Genomic DNA, 24,295 nt, shown 5'->3' with positions numbered 1-24,295 from the left:
TGCGGTTCGCAGACTTGATGAAGGAATAAAAATTTAAAAAAAGCTCTTGTTTTTTTGACCTCTTTTTACTACAATGAAGGTATAGAACATAAAACATAGTTGTTTAATAGGAAAAGGAGGAATATCGATGTCCGGTCAAACTCTTGAAACGGTTCAAACCGCACCAAGTTTGCCTCGTATCGGAGATCCTGCTCCCCAGTTTGAGGCACCTACTACCCATGGTCCTGTAAAATTGGAAGATTACAAAGGATCCTGGCTGGTCTTGTTCTCCCATCCGGCTGACTTTACACCGGTTTGCACGACAGAATTTATTGCTTTTCAAGAGATTTATCCCCGTCTGAAAGCACTGAACACCGAACTGCTTGGTTTAAGTGTTGACAGCTTGCCGGCTCACATTGCCTGGGTGAGAAACATTGAGGAGAAAACAGGGGTCAAAATTGAATTCCCGGTCATTGCTGACTTGAGCCGTGAAGTAGCTACCAAATACGGCATGATCCATCCTAATGAAAGCACCACAGAGACGAACAGGGCTGTGTTTGTGATTGATGACAAACAAATCATTCGTGCACTGATCTATTATCCGCTGACCACCGGCCGCAACACGGAAGAAATCGTCAGACTGGTGGAAGCTTTACAAACCACAGATAAACATCAAGTATCCACTCCGGCCAACTGGAAAAAGGGCGACAAAGTGGTTGTGCCACCGCCTCAAACTCAAAATGCTGCTGAAGAACGCGTAAAAGATCCTAACCTTGAAGTGATTGACTGGTATTTGACTAAAAAAGAGCTGTAAGGAGGCAGGCTGATGCCTTGCACACAGCCTGAAAGTTTTCTTTCTTCAACTGAGATTAGGTTCTATTTGCAAACCCTTCTTGATCAACCCCTGACAGAAACGGAATTGTCGAAGCAGGTACAGCACCCCCTGTTTAAAGTGCGCAGTACGGTGCGTGAACTGGCTAGACTGGGGTATGTGCAACAGGAAGAACACGTTTCTCTGACGGAGAAAGGATTAACCTATTTACGGGAGGCACAGGAAACACAAGACACTTAATAGGTTCTTTTATTAGCCGTGCAAACCACTTGCACGGTTTTTTGTCTGTACTATAATGGAAGAGAGATTTTTGTGACTAGACCCAGGCAAGGAGGAAATAATGATGAAAATGATGGATGCCAATGAAATTATCAGCTACATCCAAAACAGTGAAAAAACAACCCCAGTTAAGGTACATATTAAGGGAAACCTGGAGGATATTAATTTTGGTGAAAAAACAAAAGCTTTCATCACCGGCAATGTAGGGGTTTTATTTGGCGAGTGGAAAGAGATCCAAGCTGCGATGGAAGCTAATAAAGACAAAATTGAAGATTATGTAGTGGAAAATGACCGCCGCAACTCCGCCATTCCACTGCTGGATTTAAAGCATATCCACGCCCGGATAGAGCCCGGCGCCATTATTCGCGACCAGGTTGAGATCGGTAAAAATGCTGTGATTATGATGGGGGCTGTCATTAATATCGGTGCTGTAATTGGTGAGGGCACGATGGTCGACATGAATGCAGTGATCGGCGGCCGGGGGACTATTGGAAAAAATTGTCATATTGGGGCAGGAGCAGTTATTGCCGGTGTCATTGAGCCTCCTTCAGCTAAGCCAGTCGTCATCGAAGATAATGTGGTCATTGGCGCCAATGCGGTCATTCTAGAAGGAGTGCGTGTAGGCAAAGGTTCCGTTGTAGCGGCCGGCGCCGTTGTCACTGAGGACGTCCCTGAAAATGTTGTCGTAGCCGGTACACCTGCCCGCATTATTAAGCAAATTGATGAGAAGACAAGGGCAAAAACTGAAATTAAACAGGAATTAAGACAACTGAAATAAGAGTAACGGAGCATGTCCACTCACCGCAGCCTTCCCTATTATTATTGAAGAGGGGGAAGGCCCTTATTTATATCATAGGTACCGTAAAGGAGTAGTTAGAGATGGATCTCACTCAATTTGTTCAGATACGGCGTGATCTCCATCAAATCCCAGAACCTGGATTTAAGGAATATAAAACTCAGCAGTACATCCTGGATTACTTGAGGCAATTACCCGGGGAGCACTTAGAGGCAAAAACGTGGAGAACAGGTGTTTTAGTTAAAATTAAAGGTAAACAGCCCCGGCAGACCATTGGTTACCGGGCCGATATGGATGGACTGCCCATTCAGGAGCAAACGACGTATAGTTTTAAGTCCAAACATCCAGGTTATATGCATGCCTGCGGCCATGATGTACATATGGCCATTGCTCTCGGTTTGGTCACCCATTTTGCCCGCCAACCGGTTGATGATAATGTACTGGTCATTTTTCAGCCGGCAGAAGAGGGGCCAGGGGGTGCCCAGCCCATGCTGGAGAGTCAGGAGTTTCAGTCCTGGAAACCAGATCTGATGCTCGCCCTGCATATTGCTCCTGACTACCCGGTGGGTACCATTGCCACCAAAGAGGGGATTTTGTTTGCCAATACCTCAGAATTGTTTATCGATTTTACCGGACGGGGCGGGCATGCCGCTTATCCCCATCTGGCCAATGACATGGTGGTGGCGGCCAGCCATTTTGTTACCCAGCTGCAGTCAGTGGTTTCCCGCAATATTGATCCCCTTGATTCGGCTGTCATTACCATTGGAAAAATTACCGGGGGAGAGAAACAAAACATTATCGCTGAAACTGCCCGGGTGGAAGGGACGATTCGGACCTTATCCATGCAATCGATGAATAAAGTGAAAGGGCGGATCGAAGCACTGCTTAAGGGCATTGAAGCGGGGTTTGAATGTTCAACGGCCCTTGACTATGGCGCCAATTATTGTCAGGTATACAATGATCCTGCCTTAACCCGCCAGTTTATGAACTGGGTCAACACTCAACAACATGTGCGGTTAATCGAGTGCCAAGAGGCGATGACAGGAGAAGATTTCGGCTACTTCCTGCAGGCCATTCCCGGATTTATGTTTTGGCTGGGTGTAGACAGCCCCTACGGCTTACACCATGCCCGGCTTGAGCCAAAGGAAGAAGCGATTGGTGTGGCGATCAAGCTGCTGATCGATTATATCACATGGAAGAGTGGGCAAGATGAAGCGGCAATAGAACAATAGGGGCAGGAAAATGAATAATGTTTAATGAATTAATTTTTAGGTTGTCAGCTTAAAGCAAGTATGCTACCCTATAATTTAGAATCTTACTACAACAGCATATTGCGGAACTCCACTAGGGGTGCTGTAAGGCTGAGAGAGGTATTAAACCTCAACCCTTGGAACCTGACCTAGGTAATACTAGCGTAGGGAAGTGGAGTCATGTCAGCGTCGCCTTGTTCGGCTGTGCCTGCACGGTCTGATAAGGAAGCACAGGCAAATCCATGTTTTATGCAGTGATTGATTTCTCTTCAATAACAGGCCGTTTGGGTAATCGCTTTATTGATCTGGTTCAATGTTCTGAATGCTGACTGACCACTCCTACCTAGGAGTGGTTTTTATTTTTCAGGAAAGGAGGCGTATCGATGTCGGACAGCTTGATTTTAAATGGACATATTGACGCCGCTGCAGTTGAACAAAGTGAATGAATCTTTGGATATTCACGAGCTCATCCAATTCATCAAAGTGATGGTCCAGTTTATTTATCAATGGTGCAGTACGCCGAAATCTGTAACGACGTGAAGGAGGAAGTGCGATGAAGTTTAGTGAGCGGTTATATCAAAAAGTGAAGCCTGTCTGGGAGAAAAACCACCAGCACCCCTTTGTGCAAGGGATCGGTGATGGCAGTTTAGAGAAGGATAAGTTTCGTTTCTATATGATCCAAGACTATCTTTATTTGATTGACTATGCCAAGTTGTTCGCCTTGGGGGCGGTCAAAGCTCACGATGTGGCCACTATGGGCCGTTTTGCCCGGCTGCTGGATGCCACTTTAAATATGGAAATGGACTTGCATCGCCAGTATGCCAAAAAGTTTGGCATCTCCGAACAAGAGCTGGAACAGGCCCAGCCAGCCCCAACGACTCTGGCCTATACCCATTATATGTTGCATGTGGCCCAAAACGGCACGCTGGCAGAGCTGGTGGCCAGCCTGTTGCCCTGCATGTGGAGCTACCACGAGATCGGCCAGGCACTCAATCAGATTCCGGGTGCCAGTGAACATGAATTCTATGGGGATTGGATCAAGATGTACGCCAGTGAGGAGTTCGGGGAATTGGCCCAATGGACCATTGATTTATTGGACGAAGAAGCGGAGGGCAAACCTGAGAGGGAACTGGAGCGTCTGGAAGAGATCTTCTTAAACACGTCCCGTTTTGAGTATCTCTTTTGGGAGATGGCCTATCACAAGGAGATGTGGCCGACTGATGATTAATCCTGAAGGCCTGGTTGAACAGGAGAAAGAGCAGTCGCTGCTTGTCTTTGACAATGTCTGTTTTAGTTACCCGTCACAAGATGCCTTGATGAGGAGACAATTCAATCTCCCAAAGATTTGGAAGGACGGCCGAATGGCTGCTGGAAGGTGGCTTGATAGAGGAGATTCCTCCCGTTGAGGAGATCTATTTCAACCTGGACAGTGAAAAATAACCAGTCAGAAACGAATACTCTCCTTAGAATAAACATGATATAATCATAGCACATGATGTCTCCATCGGCATATATATGTAAATAATTATTGCGGCTAAAGGAGAGTTATTCTGCATGAGTGATAAACAGGTACTGGGTTTGATTTACGGGGGAAAGTCAAGTGAACATGAAGTTTCATTGCGCACCGCTTTCTCCATCTTGCAGGCCATAGATTATGATAAATGGACAGTGATTCCGCTTTATATTCAGTTGGATGGCATGTGGGTGGAAGGGAGCAGTTTACAAAAGCCGCCTTCTGCTGTTGCCGAGCTCAGATTGGCCACTAATCGCCATCCGGACCTGTTAAAGCTGAAGGAAACGGTGGATGTTGTGTTCCCGGTCGTTCACGGTCCGTATGGGGAAGACGGCACTTTGCAGGGCTTGTTGGAGATGATCGACGTCCCTTATGTAGGATCAGGTGTGCTGGGTTCCAGTCTGGGAATGGATAAAGTGATGATGAAAAGAATGTTTGCTTTACACAATTTGCCTCACGGAGAATATTTGGCCTATACCCGTCAAGAGATTGACAAGAGGCTGGAGTCCATCTGTACAGAAATTGAAGCTCAGCTGGGTTATCCTGTCTTTGTTAAACCGGCCAACCTCGGCTCAAGTGTGGGCATCAACAAGGCTAAAAACGAGAAACAGCTGGTCAAAGCCCTGACCGAGGCAGCCGCGTTTGATCATAAAGTGATTGTGGAAGCATTTATTAATGGCCGGGAGCTGGAAATCGGTGTCCTGGGAAATGATGCAGACAAGTTGCAAACATCAGCGGTGGGCGAGATTGTCAGTACAGCCGAGTTTTATGACTATGAATCCAAATATAAAGATGGTGGAGCTGAGTTATTTATTCCGGCCAAAATCCCTGAGCGGGTGGCTAACGAAATGGCCCAGCTGGCCAAAGAAGCTTTCCTTGCTTTGGATTGTGCCGGTCTGGCCCGGGTTGACTTCTTTTGGGATGAAAAAGAAGATCAGTTATATTTGAACGAAATCAATACCATGCCTGGCTTCACGGAGTACAGCATGTATCCGCTGCTGTTCAAAAAAACGGGAGTCTCTTATCAGGAGTTAGTTGAAACATTAATTCAACTGGGGCTTGAACGCTTCAGGGAAAAAAAGAAGATCCGGGTTATTGCCCCAAGCTTGGAATAGGTAACTAAAAGCCGATTCCTGTCCCTGTGTCGTACAGCATGAATAGAGGGACGGGATCGGCCTTCTGCTTTTATGAGAGCAGTAACTCGATAATTTTTTCAAGCTTCATGCCCCGTGATGCTTTAAGCAGGATCACATGTTCTGGCGTCAGGTACGGTTTGAGCGCCTCAACGGCTTCTTCGTGAGTGGACACATGGGTCCCGCCCGCTGCTTTGGAGATCAGCGACGATTTTTCACCAACCGTAATCACAGTGAGCGGTTTGTTTTTTATATACTCGCCCACTTCCGTATGCAGCTTGTCAGACTGGTCTCCCAGTTCAAAGATGTCACCGAGCACAACGACTTTTTTCCGATTTGGATAGATATGCTCAAAAGTGTCAATGACCACTTTCATGGATGTCGGGCTGGCGTTATAGGCATCGTTGATCAGGATGCTGCCGTTAGGCCCGTCCATCGTTTGAAAGCGCATGTCCGAAACAGAAATGGACATCATCGTTTGTTGCAATGTCTCCAGGTTTATGCCTGACCGGTAGGCGATAAAGGCGGCAGGCAGCAGGTTGGAGATATTGTGTTCGCCAAACATGGGCATGAAACAGGAAACAGACTGGCCATCCACATGCAAATCAAAGAAACTGCCATGTTCTGAATAGGTGATGTTGGTGGCATAGATATCTGCTTCTTTCTTGATGCTGTAAGTGTACACCTTGCCCGAATACCGGGGGGCTTGGCTCATAACCAACGGATCGTCACCGTTAAGGACCACAAACCCATCTGGATCCGTATGAGGCAACAATTCTCCTTTGGCTTCAGCAATTTTTTCACGCAGGCCAAAAAATTCAATGTGGGCGTCCCCAACATTGGTAATCACACTGATGTTCGGCCGGGTCATGCGGGCCAAGAAATCGATCTCTCCAGCCCTGTTCATCCCCAGTTCCAGCACCGCTATCTCATGGTGTTTTTTAATATGCAACAGCGATAAGGGAACTCCCAAATCATTGTTAAAATTCTTATAAGTTTTATATACGTTAAACTTGGCGGATAACAGATGGGCAATCATATCTTTGGTTGTTGTTTTGCCGTTACTGCCAGTCACGGCAACAACTGGGAGGCTTAAGCGCCTGCGGTACCCTGCGGCCAGTGCCTGAAAGGCAGAACGTGTATCTTCGTTAAAAATAAAATTAACGCCTTGGTGTGTCTGACGAAGCTTGGGATCGTCCTGGGAGATGAGGACGGAAGTTGCGCCTTTTTGGATAGCGTCAGCAATAAATTGGTGCCCGTCCCGTGCTCCTCCTGTCAAAGCCACAAACAGAGCGTGATCTTCCAATTGTCTGGAATCGAAATGGACAAACTCCACTATTGCTTCCAAGTCTCCCTGTAGCAACTGGCTTCCAGATAGTTCCACAACGTCTTTAACTGTCAACATAGAGATTCCCCTTTACTTTTAGACTGGATCACTTTGGGTTCATTAACATTTTATATAATCATCATCCGATTTTGGAGTTTTTTTCTTTCTATTTTGGAACATGTTCCGTAAAATATAGTAGGATTAGGCAGGCTTTTTAGTAACTTTTCAGGTGGCAAAGGCATCGCCACCAGCTTGGGAGTGTTTTTGGCTACCGAACCGTTGATTGGTGTTGTGCTGGTGTTGATTTGGGGAGCTGCCCTGGTTTTTGCCAAATATATGTTTCTTTTTGCCATAATGGGAAGCATGATCGTTCCTATCACTTATTATAAGTTAACCCATGATCTCTTGGTCTTATTGCTATCATTCCTCATTTGCCTGCTTATTCTCCTCAGACACCGGGAAAATTTTAATGAAGCCTGACATGTTTAGCGGACTGACGTTAATGATTTTTATCCCAATTAATGTTAGAAGGTTTTTTAAGCAGGTGCTTGGCCGTGTAATGTTTTCAGGGCAATAGGGATTTCTTCTTCGTCAATGGTGCGGAAGTCTAGAACCAGGTGATCATCTATAATACGACCCACTACCGGAAACGGAGCAGTTCGCAGCCGCTTGCTGAAAGCTGCAACAGAAGCATCTTTGGCAGAGCTTAAGCGAACCCCCCACGATGGCAGGGTGACATCCGGCAGAGTGCCGCCTCCCACCTCCGACTCCACCTGAACCAGTTCAGCCGTAAAAATCGAGGTGTCCACTTGATTAATAAATTGTTCCGCTTTAGCTTTAATTTTCTCTTCAGGTTGCAAGATCATGCGCAAGGTGGGAATTTCTTCCTTAGCCCGTTCTGGATTGAGATAAGCCTTAAGCGTGGCATGCAGGGCTGCAAGGGTAAACTTGTCTACACGCAGAGAGCGCATCAGCTGATTTTTTTTCAAGCGTTTAATGTACTTGGCTTTACCGGCGATAATCCCTGCCTGGGGCCCCCCCAAAAGTTTGTCCCCGCTGAAAGAGACAAGGTCGACCCCTTCACGGAGCACATCTTGCACTGTTGGTTCATTACCGATGCCGTATGGCCGGAGATCGAAAAGTACACCGCTGCCCAAATCTTCAAAAACTGGCAGGTTGTGCTGGTGGGCCAATTGAACCAGCTCGTGTCCAGGCACAGAAGCAGTGAAACCTTTAATGACAAAATTGCTTGTATGTACTTTCATAATTAAGCCTGTCCGTTCACCAATGGCCCGTTCATAATCATACAGGTGAGTTTTGTTCGTTGTGCCCACTTCTACCAAACGGGCTCCGCTTTCACGCATGATCTCGAATACCCGGAAGGAACCGCCGATCTCCACCAGTTCCCCCCTGGAGACAATCACCTCTTTGTCTGTGGCCAATTCTTTTAAAACCAGATAAACAGCGGCTGCGTTATTGTTACATACCAGAGCCGCTTCTGCTCCAGTGAGTTGGCAGATTAGTTTTTCTACAATATTGTGACGGGATCCCCGGGTTCCTTCCGTTAAATTAAACTCTAAGCTAGAATAGTAGGTGGCCACTTCCGATAGAGCCAGCCGGGCTGCTTTGCTTAATTTTGCCCGTCCTAAATTGGTATGCAGCACCACTCCGGTTCCGTTGATGACCGGTTTTAACGGAGAGTGGAGCAACGCTTTGATGTTTTGTGCCAGAGTGTACAGGATCTCTTGCATGACAGGAAAATCTGCTGGTGGCTCCGTTGTTAATATTTGCTTTCGCACCTGTTCTACACTTTTTTGACAAAGATGTGTCAGTGTCTGTTGATCCAGCACCTGCCCTTCGTTTAGCCGCTCTACCTCAGGCAAGGCCAGCAAGTCATGAATGGCAGGAATTTGGCGTAATAATTGTTGTTGTACGGTTGTTAACATTATATCCTCCTTCCGGTTTGTACCCTGTGCTTGTAGATAAAGGTGTTTCTCAGATATATAAAAGGGCAATCTTTTCTGCAGTCGGTTATTATTATATAATATTGAGGATGTAAAGGAAAAAAGAAAAACTTCTGCCAGAAGAAAGGATGATTCCTGATGGCCAAAAAAGAAGTGAATCACAAGAAATACGAAAACATTCGTTTTGATATACAGGATGAGAGTGTGATTTTGGACGATATTTTGGAAACTATTCCATATGAGTATGTGGGTAAACGTACAGAGGTCACCATTCCAACGAGTGAATTCACTTCCGTTTGCCCTTGGTCAGGCTTACCGGATTTTGCCGAGCTTGAGATTACGTACATTCCCAGGGAAACCTTAATTGAGCTGAAATCACTCAAATATTATCTGACTTCTTTCCGCAATGTGGGGATTTATCAAGAGCATGCCACACAACGCATTTTACATGATCTGGTTAAGGTCTGTGATCCGTTGATGATGAGAGTGGAAGCCTATTGGAATGCCCGCGGGGGATTAGGCACGCGGACGGTTGCCGAATATATTGCCCCTGATGCGGAAGGAACGGAGCAAATATAAGGAGGCTAAGGATGAATTCGAAAGAGATACGCCAAGCTCTGGAACAAAGAGGGCGTGAGCGGGGCTGGAAAACCCGCTGGGACAGGGAAAAAGAGAAGCTTGAGATTCACTTTGATGAGGGGCATGCTCCGTTTGTTGTGTCTGTTCCCCGGTTGATCAGCCGAATTAAGCAGGAGCGATTGGATCCACAGAAAGTGATGGATGATATTGTCCGTCAAATTGAAATTGTGGTAGAAGCAGCCAAACAACGGGAAACTTTGTCATTGTCAGGAAGAGACAGGCATGTTTATCCTGTGATGCGCAGCACCTCCTTTCCACTGGAGACATCCGATGGAAAAGCGCTGGTTTATGATGAGCATACGGCTGAGTCACGTATATACTATGCCTTGGATTTAGGCCAGAGTTATACATTGATTGACCAGGAACTGTTAGTACGGGCGAATTGGTCTCACCAGGAATTGAGAGAAAAAGCTTTGTTTAATCTGCGGGGATTACAACAAGAAGCCAAGCTGGATGAAGTGGCCGGAAACCGGTTTTATTTTATCAGCCCTGGTGACGGCTACGGTGCCAGCCGTATTTTAAACCAATCACTGCTGCAAACATACAGACAGCAGGCAAAAGGAGACTTCTGCCTGGCCATTCCCCACCAGGATGTGTTGGTTATGGCGGATATCTGCAATGATGACGGATATGACATTTTGCAGCAGTTGACGTTGTCTTTTTACAGACAAGGGGATATGCCCATTACCATGCTGCCCTTTCAGTATAAAGACGGAGAACTGGAACCCATTTTCATTTTAGCCAGACGGAAACCGGTAAATGGAAAAGGGAAATAAAGCGGCGGCCATCTATATTAGCCATCCAATATTAGCCACTCAATGATTGGCTGGCGATAGTTTTAGGTCTAAAGATCTATTTTTAGTTTAAAAACGGCTATCTTCTTGTGAACACTTAAGTTGTGGATGATTTTGTTCACAGCTTTTTCCTTTTTCTATAAAGGTGTTTGTGTGATTGAATCACAAGTTATGCACAAGTTAATCACACTTGATTGTGGATAACAGGAACACTTGTTCTATCATTCCCCCTGTGTTATAATCAATGCCAATGAACTTGTCCGAGGTGAACGTACCATGCAACGTTTAAGTGACCGAGGATTGATTGAGGCTTACCAAAAAGCAAAAGAGATAAAGTGCTCCGAGGACTTCCTAGCTATGCTGCTGGAGGAGATCAAACGGCGCAACCTGCTTCCGCTCGTTAAGTATCAGGGAATGGGGATATATCCTTCTCCATCATCCTTTTCGGTAAAAAGACGGTCAAATAAAACCGGTATTCATTTTGGTTAAACGGAACCTGGTGAATAGAAAAAAAGCAACGGGCAGCCTTTGTGTCGGGCTGCCTATTTTTATGTCTGTCCAGATAGTGGGGAGCCATTCACATTGGTTTTTTTGGTCTTAGGGGTGTTTTTACATTGTTTAAATTTAAACTTTGTCTTAAAGACGTGAATACGGAAAGGAGCAGTGACAATGAGTAAGCTTGGACGTTCAGTAGTCTATTTCTTAATTTTTAGTGTGATGTTAAGTACTTTTGGTTTAGGGGCTGCAGCCAGTCAGAGCGGACAAGCCTCGCCAGCTACACTGGCCTCATTATATGGTGATATTGACCTTTCTTCTTCAGCCCCTACCACTGTAATTGTGGAACTTGAAGAAGAATCGATCGTAGAAGCTAAACATAAAGGGAAAAAGCAAAGCAAAGAGCGGCTGGCAAAAGTGCGTGGCCAAGTCATAAAAGAACTGACAACTAAAGTGCCAGATGCAAAAGTGAATAGGGAATATGATTTTCTCTTTTCCGGTTTTTCGGTTGAATTGCCGGCCAAAAACATACCTGCGCTCCTGTCTGCCCGCGGTGTCAAAGCGGTATACCCCAACGTGGAATACACGGTGGATGTTGTTGAAACAGGGGTTGCCCTGGCGGAGGAAGTAAGTCCGGAAATGAAAGATAGTGCCCCTTACATTGGCTCCAACCGGGTGTGGGAAGAACTGGGGGTGACCGGTAAAGGCGTAACCGTGGCCATCATTGACACAGGGGTAGATTATACCCATCCGGATCTGGCCCATGCTTTTGGTGAGTACAAGGGCTGGGATTTTGTGGACAATGATGATGATCCCCAGGAAACTCCACCGGGTGATCCACGGGGAGGGGCTACCAATCACGGAACCCATGTGGCCGGTACAGTAGCAGCTAACGGTCAGATTAAGGGTGTGGCACCCGACGCCAAGTTATTAGCCTACCGTGTACTGGGTCCTGGTGGAAGAGGAACCACGGAGAATGTGCTCGCTGGCATTGAACAGGCTGTACAAGACGGAGCGGATATTATGAACCTTTCCTTGGGCAATACCTTGAACAATCCGGACTACGCGACCAGTATTGCCCTTGACTGGGCCATGGCTGAGGGCGTAGTGGCGGTGACTTCCAACGGGAACAGCGGCCCCAACAATTGGACTGTGGGCTCACCGGGTACCTCCCGTCAGGCCATTTCGGTCGGGGCTACGCGCCTGCCATATAACACTTATGCCGCAGAGCTGTTTACCTCTTCAGGTGTATCCTACCCCTCTGCCAAAGTGATGGGGTTTAGCGATGAGGAAGCCTTGCTCGCTCTGGATGGACAAACGTATGAATTTGTCGATGTGGGCTTGGGACTTGCCCAGGATTTTGAAGGCAAGAATGTCCAAGGAAAGATCGCGCTGATCCAACGGGGAGAGATCCCGTTTGTGGATAAGGCCCAGAATGCAAAGCATGCCGGTGCGGTGGGTGCCATTATTTACAATCATGTTCCGGGGGAAATTCCCTTTGAGATTCCCGGCATGGCTGTACCCACCATTAAATTAAGTCTGGAAGACGGTCAAAAGATGCTGAATGAATTAGAAAAGGGAAATCATACCGTTCAGTTTTCCATTGAGTTCGTGAAAACTGTGGGTGAAACCGTCGCTGATTTCTCCTCCCGGGGACCGGTCATGCACACGTGGATGATTAAACCTGATGTATCGGCGCCAGGGGTGAATATTTTGAGTACCATTCCGACCCATAATCCCGAAGACCCCCATGGTTATGCCGCTCTGCAAGGAACAAGCATGGCCAGCCCCCATGTGGCGGGAGCTGCTGCCCTGCTGCTGGAAAAGCATCCGGACTGGACCGTTGAGCAGGTGAAGGCGGCTCTGATGAATACTGCTGAGGAGCTGTTTGCCCCTGATGGTACACGCTATCCGCACAATACACAAGGAGCAGGCAGCATCCGGGTGTGGGATGCCATTCAAACTGAGGTGTTGCTTCTGCCTGGCAGCCACTCGTTTGGCGTGGTGTATAAGGAAAATGAAACGGAAGTGAAGCGGACCCAAGTACAGATCTTAAATTTGACGGATAAGAGAACACGGTATGAAGTGGAAGCTGCTTTTGACGGGAATCCTGAAGGCTTAAAGGTCCGTGCTTCCCGTAATTTAAATGTGAGGCCCAATGGGTCCCAAACCCTCCAGGTCATAGTGGAGGCGGACCCGGCTAAACTGCAGGCAGGTTACTATGAGGGAACCATTACCCTTAAAGGCAGCGGACAGGAGCTGGTGGTGCCAACCATCCTCTTTGTTCAGGAGCCTGATTATCCGCGGATTACCCACTTCTATTTCGATGGGGACAGGGAATAGGGATACAGCTTAATCGTCTATCTTCCCGGCGGAGCAGAGGAACTGACCTTCCTTGTCTACGAATGGACGGGTTCTGCGGTAGGAGATTACATCGGGACAATTGGCACTTACACGGAAGTACCCAAAGAGTTTAGTGAGTACCATTGGGACGGGACAATTGGGGGCCAACCACTTGAGAGTGGACAGTATGCTATTTTTGCTCTGGCGACCAAAGCTGGTCAAACAACCCAGCTCGGATTGCTTGCCGAGTTAAAGTCATTAAAAGTAATTAAAGGATAAAAAAAGCCCCTGTGTCAGCAGGGGCCTTACCATGGAGGAACGCGAGTCTAATGGAGGATAGCGTTACCTTAATGGAATCTCACACGGGATTAGCAGTAGGGTTTGGTAACGGGTACGAAACAGAAACAGCCTACAATGATCAGCAGAATGAACAGGACAACGATCAAGGTAAATGGAGAAGCAAAGGGACTAATTGGAGCAGACATACGATAACCTCCTTGTGATGTTTGAGCGCGCTCTATAATACGGTATGCATCAGACTGCCCTAAGGCATGGACAGGTGTACCGGGACAAATGTGGAGTTTTTGTTCATCGGCATGATTGTATGGTGCTGAAACGGGCTAAACAGTAACACATTCCACAGGGGACTCATGCAGAGTCCTTTTTGCACTTTACAGAGAGTGTTAGAATTAACTAAGATAGATGGAAACAGGATAGTGGGTGAGGGAAATGGGAGATAAAATTATTATTGTTGAGGGCAAAACAGATAAGGAAAGACTGCTGGATATTATTGATGAATCGATTCAGGTCATCTGCACGCACGGTACCCTGGATAAGGAGTGGCTGGAAGAATGGATCGACGTGTTGGAAGGGGAGGAAGTTTATATCTTGGTTGATGCCGATTCGGCCGGCATCAAGCTCAGACAGCAGTTGAAAAGGGCGATTCCTAATGCCCGCCATTTATACACGCGGAAAATGTACAGGGAAGTGGCCAGTACTCCGCTGGAATATTTGGTCAAAATCCTGGATGATGCTCACTTTACCATACATGAAAAATACCATCCCTTGCTGCGGCAAATCTGAGCAAGTCTTGCCCAACCCAACGCGCCCAATGATTGACACATACTATGAGGAGAATATTGATTGACACATACGAGGAGGAGGATGAAGCAAGTATGCAACGGCTTCATAACCAGTTAAGACGAATAGATGGAAAAGGATATAAAGCATACAAAGATCTTCAAGGGAGTTACCGTTTTGACCGCTTTCGTTTACATATTGATCATGTTCAGGGTGACCCTTTTGCCAGCCCTTCCCGGATTCGGATAGAAATGTCCCAATCAGACCTGCCTCTCAAGGCGGAATGGTTTAATACATCTTCCCGCCAGACGGCAGTGGAAGATTTCCTAGCCCGCGAAACTGCGCGTGCCATCCGTCAGGTGAATCCACTGCGCAGAGGAACAGGAAAAAGCGGAATGATAGCTGTTGATGAACCTGGTCAAGAAATTTTAAAACGAACGGCTGTCCGCATCTTTGAAGATAAGGTGGAATTGCGTCTGTCAGTTGGGCTGCCAGCACAAGGAAGGCGCATCCTGGCCAAGGAGGCGGAGCGCATCTTTTTTGTTTATCTCCCGTCCATTGTGGAGCGGGCTTTTTTCTCCTTTGATGAAATGCGCCTGGTTAAGCATGTTCAACTCAGTGACCAACAGGAAGCTATCCGGGCTTATCTCAAAGAACATGGATTGGTGGCTTTTGTGGCGAACGGCGCCATATTGCCCCGGGAGAGCGGGGTTAGCAACCGACCCATGTCCAAGGAGCAAGCCGTACCGTTTAAATCTCCGCCATCAATGGAAGTAGAAATCTCCCTTCCCCACGGGCGGACAGTGCGGGGTATGGCCATACCCCGTGGCATCACTTTGATTGTCGGTGGGGGGTACCATGGAAAAAGCACGCTTCTCAAAGCGTTGGAAAGGGGTGTTTACAATCATATCGAAGGGGATGGCCGGGAGTTTGTCATTACTGATGCCAGCGCCTGCAAAGTGAGGGCAGAAGACGGCCGGCGGGTGGAGAAAGTCAATATTTCTCCTTTTATATCCAATTTGCCGTTTGGTAAAGATACAACCCGCTTCTCCACCGACGATGCCAGCGGAAGCACGTCCCAGGCGGCCAATATTATGGAGTTGTTGGAGATGGGGGCCAAGGTATTGTTGATCGATGAAGATACCAGTGCCACTAATTTTATGATCAGGGATGCGCGGATGCAGCGCCTTGTGCATAAAGGGAAGGAACCGATTACCCCCTTTGTGGACAAGGTGAGACAACTCTATGAAGAGCTGGGGGTATCTACAATTTTGGTTGTTGGAGGGTCAGGGGATTATTTTGATCAAGCCGATCATGTGATTATGATGGATGAATACCAGCCTTATGATGTGACCCAGCAGGCTAAAACAATCGCCGAAACTTTGCGTAACAACCGGCAGCAAGAAGGAGGGTCCTCTTTCGGCCGGATCACAGAGCGGGCACCCCGTCCCGACAGTTTTAATCCTCGCAAGGGAAAGAAAGAGAAAGTGGATGCCAAAGGCTTGCATCATATACAGTTTGGAAAAGAGACGATTGATTTAACTTTTGTGGAACAACTGGTGGATCCCAGCCAAACAAGGGCAATAGCCAATATGATCCATATGCTGGCTAAAAAATGGGTGGACGGAAAGAGGACGTTGCCGGAAATTATTAATGAGTTGTACAAGCAGGTGGGGGAAAAAGGACTGGACGTGATTTCCCCCTTTTATGGACAGCATCCTGGCGATCTGGCGTTGCCGCGCCCATTTGAGTTAGCGGCTGCCATCAACCGCTTGCGCAGCTTGCACATTAACTGTTAAACCCGTTAATGGTTTTGGGGTAAAATTTAAATTAGCGTGGTTGAAAAAGAGGTACAGTTAGGTGGAACACTTTTGCAAAAGGGGATATAATGAACAACAGAGGCCCTTGTGCAAGACAAGAGCCTTTATTATGATGGTATAGGATGGTATATAATGGAAAGTATGATTCAGGTTTCTCACTTGTCAAAAGCGTACGGTGATCTTCAAGCTGTGGACAATGTCAGTTTTGATGTCAAAGAGGGGGAAATTTTTGGCTTATTGGGTCCTAATGGTGCAGGTAAGACGACAACTCTGGAAATAATGGAAGGGTTGCGGGAGCCAGACGCTGGAGAGGTGCTGATCAACGGGATTTCTGTTCAGAAAGAACCGGCGCGGATCCGTCCTTTGATCGGTGTTCAATTACAATCCACCTCCCTCTTTGATTTGCTGAAGGTAGAGGAGATCTTGACACTCTATGCCAGTTTTTATTCACAACGGCTGCCTGTGGAGAAGATCTTGAAACAGTTGAATCTTGAGGACAAGCGCCACAGTTTAGTTAAAACGTTATCCGGGGGGCAGAAACAACGCTTGGCTATCGGCATCGCTTTAATTCACGATCCCCGGGTTGTGTTTTTGGATGAGCCTACCACCGGGCTGGATCCCCAAAACCGCCGATCTTTATGGGATATTATTTTAAGCCTTAAATCGGCGGGGAAGACCATCATTCTGACCACCCATTATATGGAGGAAGCCCATATCTTGTGTGACCGCTTAGCCATCATGGACAGAGGAAAAGTGAAGGCTTTGGGCACTCCTGACAAATTGATCTCTTCCTTGGCAATGGAGCATGCTGTACAATTTACAAATCCTCAAAATGAAGAAGATTTTTCCGGTTTGAGGGGTGTGACCAAGGTTTCAACGGTTAATGATCAGGTGATTTTATACACGACTAAGCTGCAAGACACGTTAACCGATTTAATCCGTTGGGCTGATGCACAGGGTCAGACCCTGCTCAATCTCGAGACACGCCAGGCAACCTTGGAGGATGTTTTTTTACATTTAACTGGGAGGAGCTTACGAGAGAAATGAGAGGTTATTGGCAACTAACACTTGCCCAGTTAAAGCTATTTGCTCGCAACAAAACGGTTATTTTTTGGACTACGTTTTTTCCTTTGTTTTTGATGGTCACTTTGGGGCTTTTTTTGGGTGGGGGAGGCTCAACAACGATCAAAGCGGCCTGGGTCGACCAGGATGAGAGCGCCTATTCACTGTTGCTAGAGGAGCATTTTAGGGCATTGGATGCACTCCGTTTGGAAGAGTGGGCTGATGTTGAAGAAGCCAATATGGCGCTGGAAAAAGGGGATCTGTCCTTTATCATTGTTGTGCCTCCTGGATATGGGCGGGCTGTTGAGCACGGGGGCAACCCGGAACCGCTGCAAATCTATTATGATGAAGTGGACCAAAGCCTGGCAGAACTTGGTTTTGCCCTGATCGATCAGGTCCTAGACCAGCAAAATAAGGAATTGGTTCATTTTGAAGAAATTGTCACCTATGAGAAACAGGGGGTTCGCGCCGCTGAGCTGACCTATCTTGATTTTTTGGTCCCTGGGATTGTGGCCTTGATGATTTTATCGAGCAATATGAACGGTGTAGCCGCCCAGATTGCCTCATGGCGGGAACGGCATATTTTACGCCGCTTTAAAATTGCAGGGGTCTCCTCTGCCACATTTATTGCTGCCCAAATTACGGCTCGCATGACTTTGAACGGTACACAGGCCTTGTTGGTGCTCTTAGTGGGCATTTATGTGTTGGGGGCCAAAATGAACGGCAGTTGGTTGGTGCTTCTGTTTTATATTATGTTGGGGACTTTGGTGTTTATGTCTATTGGGTTTATCATCGCAGGGTTGTCCAAAACCCCTGAACATGCTGCGCCCATTGCGGGATTTTTGTCTTTTCCTATGTTCTTTTTAGGCGGCATTTTCTTTCCCATCACCAATATACCCGAATTTTTGCAACCGTTGGTCTACGCCATTCCCATATCCCACTTGTCAGACTGTTTAAGACAGGTCATGAACTTGGGTTACGGAATCGGAGATTTGTGGTGGTCAACGCTGATATTGACAGTTTGGTTTATGACCAGTTTTGCTGTGAGTGCCTGGGTCTTTAAATGGGAGTAAGGAAACATAGAGATCATCCTCCAGCTGCCTTAAAAATAAAGAAGGAGAGTAGTCAAACACTTCCTAAGAGCGGGACACATATCATGTAGGTGATCATCTCGCTGAGGAGGGTGTATATGGTTTACATGGAGCATGATGTCTATGATGAATATTTAAGGGAGCTCCTGGAGTGGACGGAGCATGTTCAACAGGTCCTGCAAACTGGTGACGCTGACAACGAAAATGATCACTTCCGCCGCAGTGAGGAGCAACATTTCGCGGAATCCATAAAGGAGCTGATCAAAGAGATACAAGAGACCCAGCTTTCGCCGGATAAAAACCTAAACCAGGATGGCGTGTTCGGGTTGTATCAACGGGCCCTGAAGGTATATGAGTCCTTTGAAGAAACCTGGGGTGAACAAGCCATTTTTGCAGCAGAACAACCTGAAGTTCAGGGACAGACTATGGCTGCTCCCCTTATTAACAATGAACAGGAAACTGATTCGGAACGCAATGAGCAGACAGCTTTAGTGTCTGGCAGTCAGCCTGTTCCAATTGGCGGTCATCGTTTGCCACCCTTGCCTTACGCTTACAATGCACTAGAACCGTATATATCCCAAGAAATCATGCGCTTGCACCACCGGAAACACCATCAAAGCTATGTTGACGGCTTAAACCGTGCTGAGAAGAAAATGGCAGAAGCCCGCAGAACCGGCAATTTTGAGCTGATTCGTCATTGGGAGCGGGAAGCAGCATTTAACGGATCAGGCCATTATTTGCATACCATTTTTTGGAATAATATGTCTCCCAACGGCGGAGGGGAACCAAGTGGAGAATTGGCTAAACAAATTAAACAGGACTTTGGCAGCTTCCGGCAGTTTAAAAAACATTTCAGCGAAGCGGCCAAGGAAGTGGAGGGGGTTGGCTGGGCCCTTCTAGTCTGGTCACCACGGTCTCACCGTCTGGAAATTTTAGCTGCAGAAAAACATCAGCATTTTGCCCAGTGGGATGTTATTCCTCTCCTTGTGTTAGATGTCTGGGAGCATGCTTACTATCTTCAGTATAAAGACAACCGTGGAGAATACGTAGACCAGTGGTGGAATGTTGTCAATTGGTCAGATGTGGCTGCACGTTTTCAGGAAGCCCGCAAGTTACGCTGGATGCCTTATTAAACGGTTACACTTTTAAGATGAAGAAGGGTGGTCTTCTTCATCTTCTTTTATTATGACGAACGTATACAAGGGGATATGTTCATACAGCCATTCCACATCTTCATTGTACATACGGATGCACCCGGAGCTGATATGTCGGCCAATGGAGGAGGGATCATTGGTCCCATGAATGCCGTATTTGTACCCGTTGGTTTGCCCTACATTAAGCCCCATCCATCTTGTCCCCAAGGGATTCTTTGGAGAGCCGCCGTCAATATTTTTAGGCAGATACCATGGATTTTTGACTTTGGTTACAATTTGGTAAACACCAGTAGGCGTGGTTTCCCTTGCCTTACCTGTTGCCACTTTGAAACTGAAAATGATATGATTATTTAGATAAACGTTCATGATATTTCGTTTTTTGATGACTTCCAGATATACCCCCTCATATTCCTCTATGAGAGGATTTTCTTCGGCGTGATGGTCTACAGCAGGTAAAAAAAGCCATACTAAACAAAGGATGCATAAGAAGAAGCACTGCTTGCCAAAAATGCTCGCTTGCATAATGTCCTCCTAACCTGACATATTTTAAGCTATGTAAAAATAATCACGTTGACGAAAGGGGTTGGTGTATCATGAACGATATTGCCAAGTGGCTGATCATCGGCGGTGTTATTTTAATCGGGATCGGTTTATTTTGGCAGCTGTTTGGACGCCTGTTGCCGTTAGGACGCTTGCCGGGAGACATCGTGGTTGAGAAAGAAAACGTGCGTTTTTACTTTCCCATTGTCACGATGCTGCTTATTAGTATTATCCTCTCTGTTTTACTCTCTATAGCAGGTCGTTTTTTCCGTTAAAGGAGTTGTCGTGTATTGAAGGAAGAGGTGTTGGACAAGATTAAACAATTAAGCGGGCGCCAGGTACAGATCCTGGGCCATGAGCAGGCAGTCAAGGCTGCCGTGTTGGTCCCTCTCCTTCACCAAGAAGGGGGGCTTCACATTCTTTTTGAAAAGCGGGCAGCACACTTGAAACGGCAACCGGGAGACATTTGTTTTCCCGGAGGACGGGTGGAAAAAGGGGATGCTGCTCCAAGTCAAGCAGCGCTGCGTGAAACGTGCGAAGAACTGGGTATCAGCAAGCAAGATGTGGCCATTTTGGCCCCGTTAGATGTGCTGGTGACCCATTATCACAACCATATTTACCCTTTTGTCGGTATAATTGATGAACGGGCAGTTCTTCGCCCTGATCCCAATGAAGTGGAAGAAGTTTTTTCTGTCCCTATGGCTTATTTTTTACAAACATCACCTAAACGGTACGATGTGACACTCAAAATAGAGCCGCCGAAGGACTTTCCGTATGAACTCATTGTGAATGGAAAGAATTACAAATGGCGCCAAAGTTATATTCCGGAGTATTTTTATCGATATGACGGTCATGTGATTTGGGGAATGACAGCCCGGATTTTGTATCATTTTGTGCAGCTGCTTAAGCAGGAAGGAATCGATTAGGAGAGGTTTCTTAAAACGCCGTTGTGTGGTCAAACGAAGGCAGTAAGTCCGATGAAACATACAATAAACTGCCCTCTGCCAATTTTTGTATAAGATTAAAGCAATGGCAGAGGGTTTTTAAATTTAAATGATGTTATATAAAAGGCTTTAAAGGTCAATTTCAATGACGGACTTGATCTCAGGCAAGTCGCTGAGCTGATCAAGCACTTCTTTGGAGACCGGTTTGTCGACCGTGAGCATCATGATGGCATCGCCACCTACATCGGAGCGTCCCACTTGCATCGTGGCAATGTTAACATCATGGCTGCCAAGCAGGGTGCCTACCCGGCCAATGACACCAGGACGGTCATAGTGGCGCACATAAATGAGGTGGCCCGTGGGCTCCACATCAATGGAATATTGATCCACTTTAACGATGCGGGCCCCATAGCCATTTAACAAGGTTCCTGCCACACGCTTCGTTTCCTGGGTGGTCACTAGCCTTACCTCTATAAGGTTAGTAAAGCCACCGCTTGAGGAGGTTTTTTGTTCGTTGATTTGCACTTCCCGTTGTTTGGCCAAATAGGGGGCATTAACCTGATTCACCTGCAAACCAAGGTGATAGGAGAGCACCCCTTTGATGACATTGCGTGTTAAGGGTCCCACATCCAGGTCAGTCAACTCACCGGCATAGGAAATATGGATTTCCTTGACCGCACCGACAGCTGCCTGAGCCACAAATGAACCTAGGCGCTCGCTGAGCAGGAAATAAGGCTCCACTTTCTTGAAAATGTGTGCCGGGATGGATGGCAAGTTTACGGCGTTTTTCACGGGCTGGTCCTCAAGGGCTTTTAACACTTCGTGGCAGACATCGATGGCAACGTTTTTCTGGGCTTCTTTGGTGCTGGCCCCCAGATGGGGAGTGGCAATGACCTGATCCAGTTCAAGCAGGCGGTGGTGGGTAGCCGGCTCTTCCTCAAACACATCCAGTGCTGCGCCAGCCACTTTGCCAGTAATGATCGCTTCATATAGCGCATCTTCATCGATAATACCGCCTCTGGCGCAGTTTAAAATGTACACACCGTCTTTCATCAGTTTAAACTGGTCATGGCTGATCATGTGCCGGGTTTCCTTAAGCAGAGGGGTATGGACAGTTATGAAATCAGCCTGTTTAAGCACATCATTCAGCTGGCCGTAATGGACCCCCAGTTTCTCCGCCTTTTCAGGAGTCAAATAGGGATCATATGCAATCACTGTCATGTTAAAAGCTTTAGCCCGTTTGGCCACTTCGGTTCCAATGCGCCCCAGTCCGATAATTCCCAGGGTTTTCCCGTTCAGTTCAACCCCCACGAAAGCTTTCCGGTCCCAGATGTGCTGCTTGAGTTTAAGGTAAGCTTGTGGAATACGGCGGGCCAGGGCCATTAGCATGGAAAAGGTATGTTCGGCAGTCGAAATCGTATTGCCATCGGGGGCATTGACGACCATGATCCCTTTAGCTGTGGCTGAAGGAAGATCAATATTGTCCACACCTACGCCTGCCCGGCCGATCACTTTCAGTCGGTCTGCCCGTTCGATGACCTTTGCGGTCACCTGCGTTTGGCTGCGCACAATCAAAGCATCATATTGGCCGATGACGTTGGCCAGCTCTTCTTCACTCAGGCCTGTCTGTTGCACTACTTCTACATGTGCAGCCTCTCGCAAGATCTTTAATCCTTCTTCGCTTACCGGATCGCTGACAAGCACTTTATAGGTCATGAATCAGAACCTCCTCTGCTGCTTGTGTTCCTTGGCCTAGCTTGATTTCCATTCCTAACTGCTTAAGCCCCACTTCAATGGCGGCAATGGTTTGCAAAACATCTAACGGGGAGCAGTAGCCCATATGTCCAACCCGGAAAATTTCCCCTTTTAATTTTTGCTGGCCGCCTGCCAATGTCAGCCCAAACTTTTTTCTCAGCAAGGACCGGAGGTCATCAGCTCTAAACTGGCTGGGCCGGACGGCGGTCACAGTGGGTGATGCGTCCTTATCCGAAGTTAAAAGGGGTAAGGACAAGGCTTTAAAAGCTTGCCTGGTCATTTCTTTCAGCACTTGGTGACGCTTGATGACCTGCTCCAATCCCTCTTCTTCGATTAAGTTGAGTGCCTGTTCCAAACCCATGACAAGGGATACAGCAGGTGTAAAAGGTGTGGCATGATCACTTAAACTCTGTTGATAACGGCTGAGATCAAGGTAAAAGCGGGGACGCCGGTTATGTTGCACCTTATGCCAACCTTTTTCACTAATCGCTGCGAAAGCCAATCCGGCAGGCAACATTAAGGCTTTTTGGGAACCTGTAACCAGAATGTCAATTCCCCATTCATCCATTTTCGTCTCAACGGCGCCTAAACAAGAGACGGCATCGACGATAAACAGGGCGTCCGAGTTTTGCTGAATCACTTTGGCCAGTTCCCAGATGGGATTAAGCACTGCTGTAGATGTTTCACAGTAAGTTGCAAAGACAGCTTTGATGTGGGGGTGCTGGCGAAGGAAGTTTTCCACCTCTTCCACATCAAAGGCACGCCCCCATTCACTTTCAATCACATAGGTGTCTAGGCCATAAGTTTGGCACATTTTGCGGAAACGGTCACCAAAGGCCCCGGTAACCAGCACAAGGGCTGCTTCACCTTCATCCAGAGCATTGACCACAGCGGCTTCCAGGGCCAGGGTGCCACTGCCGGTCAAAATCAGGACGTCCTGCTTTGTCCCGAACAAAGGTTTCAAGCGGGGAGCTACTCTGGACAGCAGTTCTTGAAATGATGCACTGCGATGCCCCACCATAGGCTGGCTCATGGCCCGTTGTACACTGGGCGGAATGGGCGTGGGGCCAGGGATGCGTAACAGTTGGTAATCGGGTAACATTTGAGTTTCTCTCCTTTCCTATCTCTCACCTTGGTCATGCAGCTTGGTCATGCAGATTGAAAGCGTTTAAATAAAAAACCTTTCACCCCTTTGGTTAAGGGACGAAAGGCTTGTGCACACCTTCGCGGTACCACCCTCATTCGCATGCACCTCACGATACATGCCTCGGCTGGTAAGATACCAGACGCAGATAACGGTGCTGTGCCGGATAGACCTACTACCAGCGGGTTAGGTTACCAGCGGGTTCGGCCTATCGACTCCGGAGTGCTCAGATATAGACAGGTACCACCGATTCGCAGCAACCATCGGCTCTCTGCAGATACCCTGTGTCTATATCAATCTCCTTCATTGTCTTGTGTGATATTTTTTAACGATGTAAATTTTAATACTAAATTTATCACGG

General features: G+C 47.2%; 23 protein-coding genes, 1 pseudogene, 1 riboswitch and 1 other annotated feature. Of the genes and pseudogenes, 18 read left to right on the top strand and 6 right to left on the bottom strand.

What is annotated here, in order from left to right; translation table 11 throughout:
* Positions 1–127: 127 nt before the first annotated feature.
* The 6 genes from IEW48_RS05610 (at position 128) to IEW48_RS05585 (ending at position 5,764) form a co-directional block, all read left to right on the top strand.
* Positions 128–793, top strand: a complete 666-nt coding sequence (locus IEW48_RS05610) for a peroxiredoxin (RefSeq protein ID WP_188622953.1) — start codon at positions 128–130, stop codon at positions 791–793.
* A gap of 12 nt (positions 794–805) precedes the next feature.
* Positions 806–1,051 carry a helix-turn-helix domain-containing protein gene (locus tag IEW48_RS05605; RefSeq protein ID WP_188622952.1) on the top strand — a complete coding sequence of 82 codons (246 nt, stop codon included), beginning with the start codon at positions 806–808 and terminating at the stop codon, positions 1,049–1,051.
* Between the two features lie 103 nt (positions 1,052–1,154).
* Positions 1,155–1,868, top strand: a complete 714-nt coding sequence (gene dapD, locus IEW48_RS05600; protein ID WP_188622951.1) for a 2,3,4,5-tetrahydropyridine-2,6-dicarboxylate N-acetyltransferase — start codon at positions 1,155–1,157, stop codon at positions 1,866–1,868.
* A 101-nt stretch (positions 1,869–1,969) separates the two neighbouring features.
* On the top strand, positions 1,970–3,118 hold the full coding sequence (locus IEW48_RS05595) for an N-acetyldiaminopimelate deacetylase (protein ID WP_188622950.1): 1,149 nt from the start codon (positions 1,970–1,972) through the stop codon (positions 3,116–3,118).
* A 104-nt stretch (positions 3,119–3,222) separates the two neighbouring features.
* Positions 3,223–3,324: riboswitch (TPP riboswitch) on the top strand.
* A gap of 365 nt (positions 3,325–3,689) precedes the next feature.
* Positions 3,690–4,364: a thiaminase II gene (gene tenA / locus IEW48_RS05590; RefSeq protein ID WP_188622949.1), complete on the top strand. Its 675-nt coding sequence runs from the start codon at positions 3,690–3,692 to the stop codon at positions 4,362–4,364.
* Between the two features lie 326 nt (positions 4,365–4,690).
* Positions 4,691–5,764: a D-alanine--D-alanine ligase gene (locus IEW48_RS05585; protein WP_188622948.1), complete on the top strand. Its 1,074-nt coding sequence runs from the start codon at positions 4,691–4,693 to the stop codon at positions 5,762–5,764.
* 70 nt (positions 5,765–5,834) lie between these two features.
* Here IEW48_RS05585 and IEW48_RS05580 read toward each other — a convergent pair whose 3' ends face one another.
* Positions 5,835–7,187: a UDP-N-acetylmuramoyl-tripeptide--D-alanyl-D-alanine ligase gene (locus IEW48_RS05580; protein WP_188622947.1), complete on the bottom strand. Its 1,353-nt coding sequence runs from the start codon at positions 7,185–7,187 to the stop codon at positions 5,835–5,837.
* A 114-nt stretch (positions 7,188–7,301) separates the two neighbouring features.
* On the opposite strand from IEW48_RS05580, the gene IEW48_RS05575 reads away from it, so the two are divergent.
* Positions 7,302–7,589 carry a glycerol-3-phosphate acyltransferase gene (locus tag IEW48_RS05575; protein WP_268236542.1) on the top strand — a complete coding sequence of 96 codons (288 nt, stop codon included), beginning with the start codon at positions 7,302–7,304 and terminating at the stop codon, positions 7,587–7,589.
* A 56-nt stretch (positions 7,590–7,645) separates the two neighbouring features.
* Here the strand turns inward: IEW48_RS05575 and selA are convergent, their stop codons facing one another.
* Positions 7,646–9,055, bottom strand: coding sequence for an L-seryl-tRNA(Sec) selenium transferase (gene selA, locus IEW48_RS05570; protein ID WP_188622945.1), 1,410 nt, complete (start codon positions 9,053–9,055; stop codon positions 7,646–7,648).
* Positions 9,056–9,211: 156 nt separating this feature from the next.
* Between selA and queF the strand changes: the two genes are divergently transcribed.
* The 4 genes and pseudogenes from queF to IEW48_RS17000 all read left to right on the top strand — a co-directional run bounded on the left by queF (position 9,212) and on the right by IEW48_RS17000 (position 13,623).
* Complete coding sequence (gene queF, locus IEW48_RS05565; protein ID WP_229703957.1) at positions 9,212–9,652, top strand: preQ(1) synthase; 441 nt, start codon at positions 9,212–9,214, stop codon at positions 9,650–9,652.
* Between the two features lie 11 nt (positions 9,653–9,663).
* Positions 9,664–10,488, top strand: a complete 825-nt coding sequence (locus IEW48_RS05560) for a DUF1444 family protein (RefSeq protein ID WP_188622944.1) — start codon at positions 9,664–9,666, stop codon at positions 10,486–10,488.
* A gap of 294 nt (positions 10,489–10,782) precedes the next feature.
* Positions 10,783–10,995, top strand: coding sequence for a sporulation histidine kinase inhibitor Sda (locus IEW48_RS17510; RefSeq protein WP_188622943.1), 213 nt, complete (start codon positions 10,783–10,785; stop codon positions 10,993–10,995).
* A gap of 180 nt (positions 10,996–11,175) precedes the next feature.
* Positions 11,176–13,623: pseudogene (locus tag IEW48_RS17000) on the top strand (S8 family serine peptidase).
* Positions 13,624–13,712: 89 nt separating this feature from the next.
* Here the strand turns inward: IEW48_RS17000 and IEW48_RS05545 are convergent.
* A complete protein-coding gene (locus tag IEW48_RS05545) occupies positions 13,713–13,829 on the bottom strand; it encodes a YjcZ family sporulation protein (RefSeq protein ID WP_188622941.1) in 117 nt (38 codons plus the stop codon).
* A 244-nt stretch (positions 13,830–14,073) separates the two neighbouring features.
* Here IEW48_RS05545 and IEW48_RS05540 point away from each other — a divergent pair, with 244 nt between their 5' ends.
* From IEW48_RS05540 to IEW48_RS05520, 5 genes are all read left to right on the top strand, one after another.
* Positions 14,074–14,427: a toprim domain-containing protein gene (locus tag IEW48_RS05540; RefSeq protein ID WP_188622940.1), complete on the top strand. Its 354-nt coding sequence runs from the start codon at positions 14,074–14,076 to the stop codon at positions 14,425–14,427.
* A 92-nt stretch (positions 14,428–14,519) separates the two neighbouring features.
* The gene (locus tag IEW48_RS05535; RefSeq protein WP_188622939.1) at positions 14,520–16,223 is read left to right on the top strand and encodes an ABC-ATPase domain-containing protein; all 1,704 of its coding nucleotides are present in this window, start codon (positions 14,520–14,522) and stop codon (positions 16,221–16,223) included.
* A 153-nt stretch (positions 16,224–16,376) separates the two neighbouring features.
* Entirely contained in the window at positions 16,377–17,291 is a 915-nt protein-coding gene (locus IEW48_RS05530; RefSeq protein ID WP_188622938.1) for an ABC transporter ATP-binding protein, read from the top strand.
* Positions 17,288–18,379, top strand: coding sequence for an ABC transporter permease (locus IEW48_RS05525; protein ID WP_188622937.1), 1,092 nt, complete (start codon positions 17,288–17,290; stop codon positions 18,377–18,379). Before IEW48_RS05530 ends, IEW48_RS05525 begins: the two co-directional genes overlap by 4 nt.
* Positions 18,380–18,495: 116 nt before the next feature.
* Entirely contained in the window at positions 18,496–19,530 is a 1,035-nt protein-coding gene (locus IEW48_RS05520; protein ID WP_188622936.1) for a superoxide dismutase, read from the top strand.
* A 12-nt stretch (positions 19,531–19,542) separates the two neighbouring features.
* Here the strand turns inward: IEW48_RS05520 and IEW48_RS05515 are convergent, their stop codons facing one another.
* Entirely contained in the window at positions 19,543–20,073 is a 531-nt protein-coding gene (locus IEW48_RS05515) for a L,D-transpeptidase (RefSeq protein WP_188622935.1), read from the bottom strand.
* A gap of 71 nt (positions 20,074–20,144) precedes the next feature.
* Between IEW48_RS05515 and IEW48_RS05510 the strand changes: the two genes are divergently transcribed.
* Positions 20,145–20,366, top strand: a complete 222-nt coding sequence (locus IEW48_RS05510; RefSeq protein ID WP_188622934.1) for a DUF2905 domain-containing protein — start codon at positions 20,145–20,147, stop codon at positions 20,364–20,366.
* 15 nt (positions 20,367–20,381) lie between these two features.
* Positions 20,382–21,017: an NUDIX hydrolase gene (locus tag IEW48_RS05505; RefSeq protein WP_229703956.1), complete on the top strand. Its 636-nt coding sequence runs from the start codon at positions 20,382–20,384 to the stop codon at positions 21,015–21,017.
* Positions 21,018–21,164: 147 nt separating this feature from the next.
* Here the strand turns inward: IEW48_RS05505 and serA are convergent, their stop codons facing one another.
* Positions 21,165–22,751 carry a phosphoglycerate dehydrogenase gene (serA, locus tag IEW48_RS05500; protein ID WP_188622933.1) on the bottom strand — a complete coding sequence of 529 codons (1,587 nt, stop codon included), beginning with the start codon at positions 22,749–22,751 and terminating at the stop codon, positions 21,165–21,167.
* Positions 22,741–23,892: a pyridoxal-phosphate-dependent aminotransferase family protein gene (locus IEW48_RS05495; protein WP_188622932.1), complete on the bottom strand. Its 1,152-nt coding sequence runs from the start codon at positions 23,890–23,892 to the stop codon at positions 22,741–22,743. Before IEW48_RS05495 ends, serA begins: the two co-directional genes overlap by 11 nt.
* A 94-nt stretch (positions 23,893–23,986) precedes the next feature.
* Positions 23,987–24,250 (bottom strand) — a binding site (T-box leader).
* Positions 24,251–24,295: the final 45 nt, after the last annotated feature.

Source organism: Caldalkalibacillus thermarum, assembly GCF_014644735.1.
Lineage (GTDB): Bacteria > Bacillota > Bacilli > Caldalkalibacillales > Caldalkalibacillaceae > Caldalkalibacillus > Caldalkalibacillus thermarum.
Note: the sequence above shows the minus strand (reverse complement) of the source record. Positions and strands in the feature narration are given on the sequence as shown.

Coding starts and splice junctions, on each gene's coding strand:
- IEW48_RS05610 (WP_188622953.1), top strand. CDS start 128: ATGTCCGGTCAAACTCTTGAAACGGTTCAAACCGCACCAAGTTTGCCT.
- IEW48_RS05605 (WP_188622952.1), top strand. CDS start 806: ATGCCTTGCACACAGCCTGAAAGTTTTCTTTCTTCAACTGAGATTAGG.
- dapD (WP_188622951.1), top strand. CDS start 1,155: ATGAAAATGATGGATGCCAATGAAATTATCAGCTACATCCAAAACAGT.
- IEW48_RS05595 (WP_188622950.1), top strand. CDS start 1,970: ATGGATCTCACTCAATTTGTTCAGATACGGCGTGATCTCCATCAAATC.
- tenA (WP_188622949.1), top strand. CDS start 3,690: ATGAAGTTTAGTGAGCGGTTATATCAAAAAGTGAAGCCTGTCTGGGAG.
- IEW48_RS05585 (WP_188622948.1), top strand. CDS start 4,691: ATGAGTGATAAACAGGTACTGGGTTTGATTTACGGGGGAAAGTCAAGT.
- IEW48_RS05580 (WP_188622947.1), bottom strand. CDS start 7,187: ATGTTGACAGTTAAAGACGTTGTGGAACTATCTGGAAGCCAGTTGCTA.
- selA (WP_188622945.1), bottom strand. CDS start 9,055: ATGTTAACAACCGTACAACAACAATTATTACGCCAAATTCCTGCCATT.
- queF (WP_229703957.1), top strand. CDS start 9,212: ATGGCCAAAAAAGAAGTGAATCACAAGAAATACGAAAACATTCGTTTT.
- IEW48_RS05560 (WP_188622944.1), top strand. CDS start 9,664: ATGAATTCGAAAGAGATACGCCAAGCTCTGGAACAAAGAGGGCGTGAG.
- IEW48_RS17510 (WP_188622943.1), top strand. CDS start 10,783: ATGCAACGTTTAAGTGACCGAGGATTGATTGAGGCTTACCAAAAAGCA.
- IEW48_RS05545 (WP_188622941.1), bottom strand. CDS start 13,829: ATGTCTGCTCCAATTAGTCCCTTTGCTTCTCCATTTACCTTGATCGTT.
- IEW48_RS05540 (WP_188622940.1), top strand. CDS start 14,074: ATGGGAGATAAAATTATTATTGTTGAGGGCAAAACAGATAAGGAAAGA.
- IEW48_RS05535 (WP_188622939.1), top strand. CDS start 14,520: ATGCAACGGCTTCATAACCAGTTAAGACGAATAGATGGAAAAGGATAT.
- IEW48_RS05530 (WP_188622938.1), top strand. CDS start 16,377: ATGGAAAGTATGATTCAGGTTTCTCACTTGTCAAAAGCGTACGGTGAT.
- IEW48_RS05525 (WP_188622937.1), top strand. CDS start 17,288: ATGAGAGGTTATTGGCAACTAACACTTGCCCAGTTAAAGCTATTTGCT.
- IEW48_RS05520 (WP_188622936.1), top strand. CDS start 18,496: ATGGTTTACATGGAGCATGATGTCTATGATGAATATTTAAGGGAGCTC.
- IEW48_RS05515 (WP_188622935.1), bottom strand. CDS start 20,073: ATGCAAGCGAGCATTTTTGGCAAGCAGTGCTTCTTCTTATGCATCCTT.
- IEW48_RS05510 (WP_188622934.1), top strand. CDS start 20,145: ATGAACGATATTGCCAAGTGGCTGATCATCGGCGGTGTTATTTTAATC.
- serA (WP_188622933.1), bottom strand. CDS start 22,751: ATGACCTATAAAGTGCTTGTCAGCGATCCGGTAAGCGAAGAAGGATTA.
- IEW48_RS05495 (WP_188622932.1), bottom strand. CDS start 23,892: ATGTTACCCGATTACCAACTGTTACGCATCCCTGGCCCCACGCCCATT.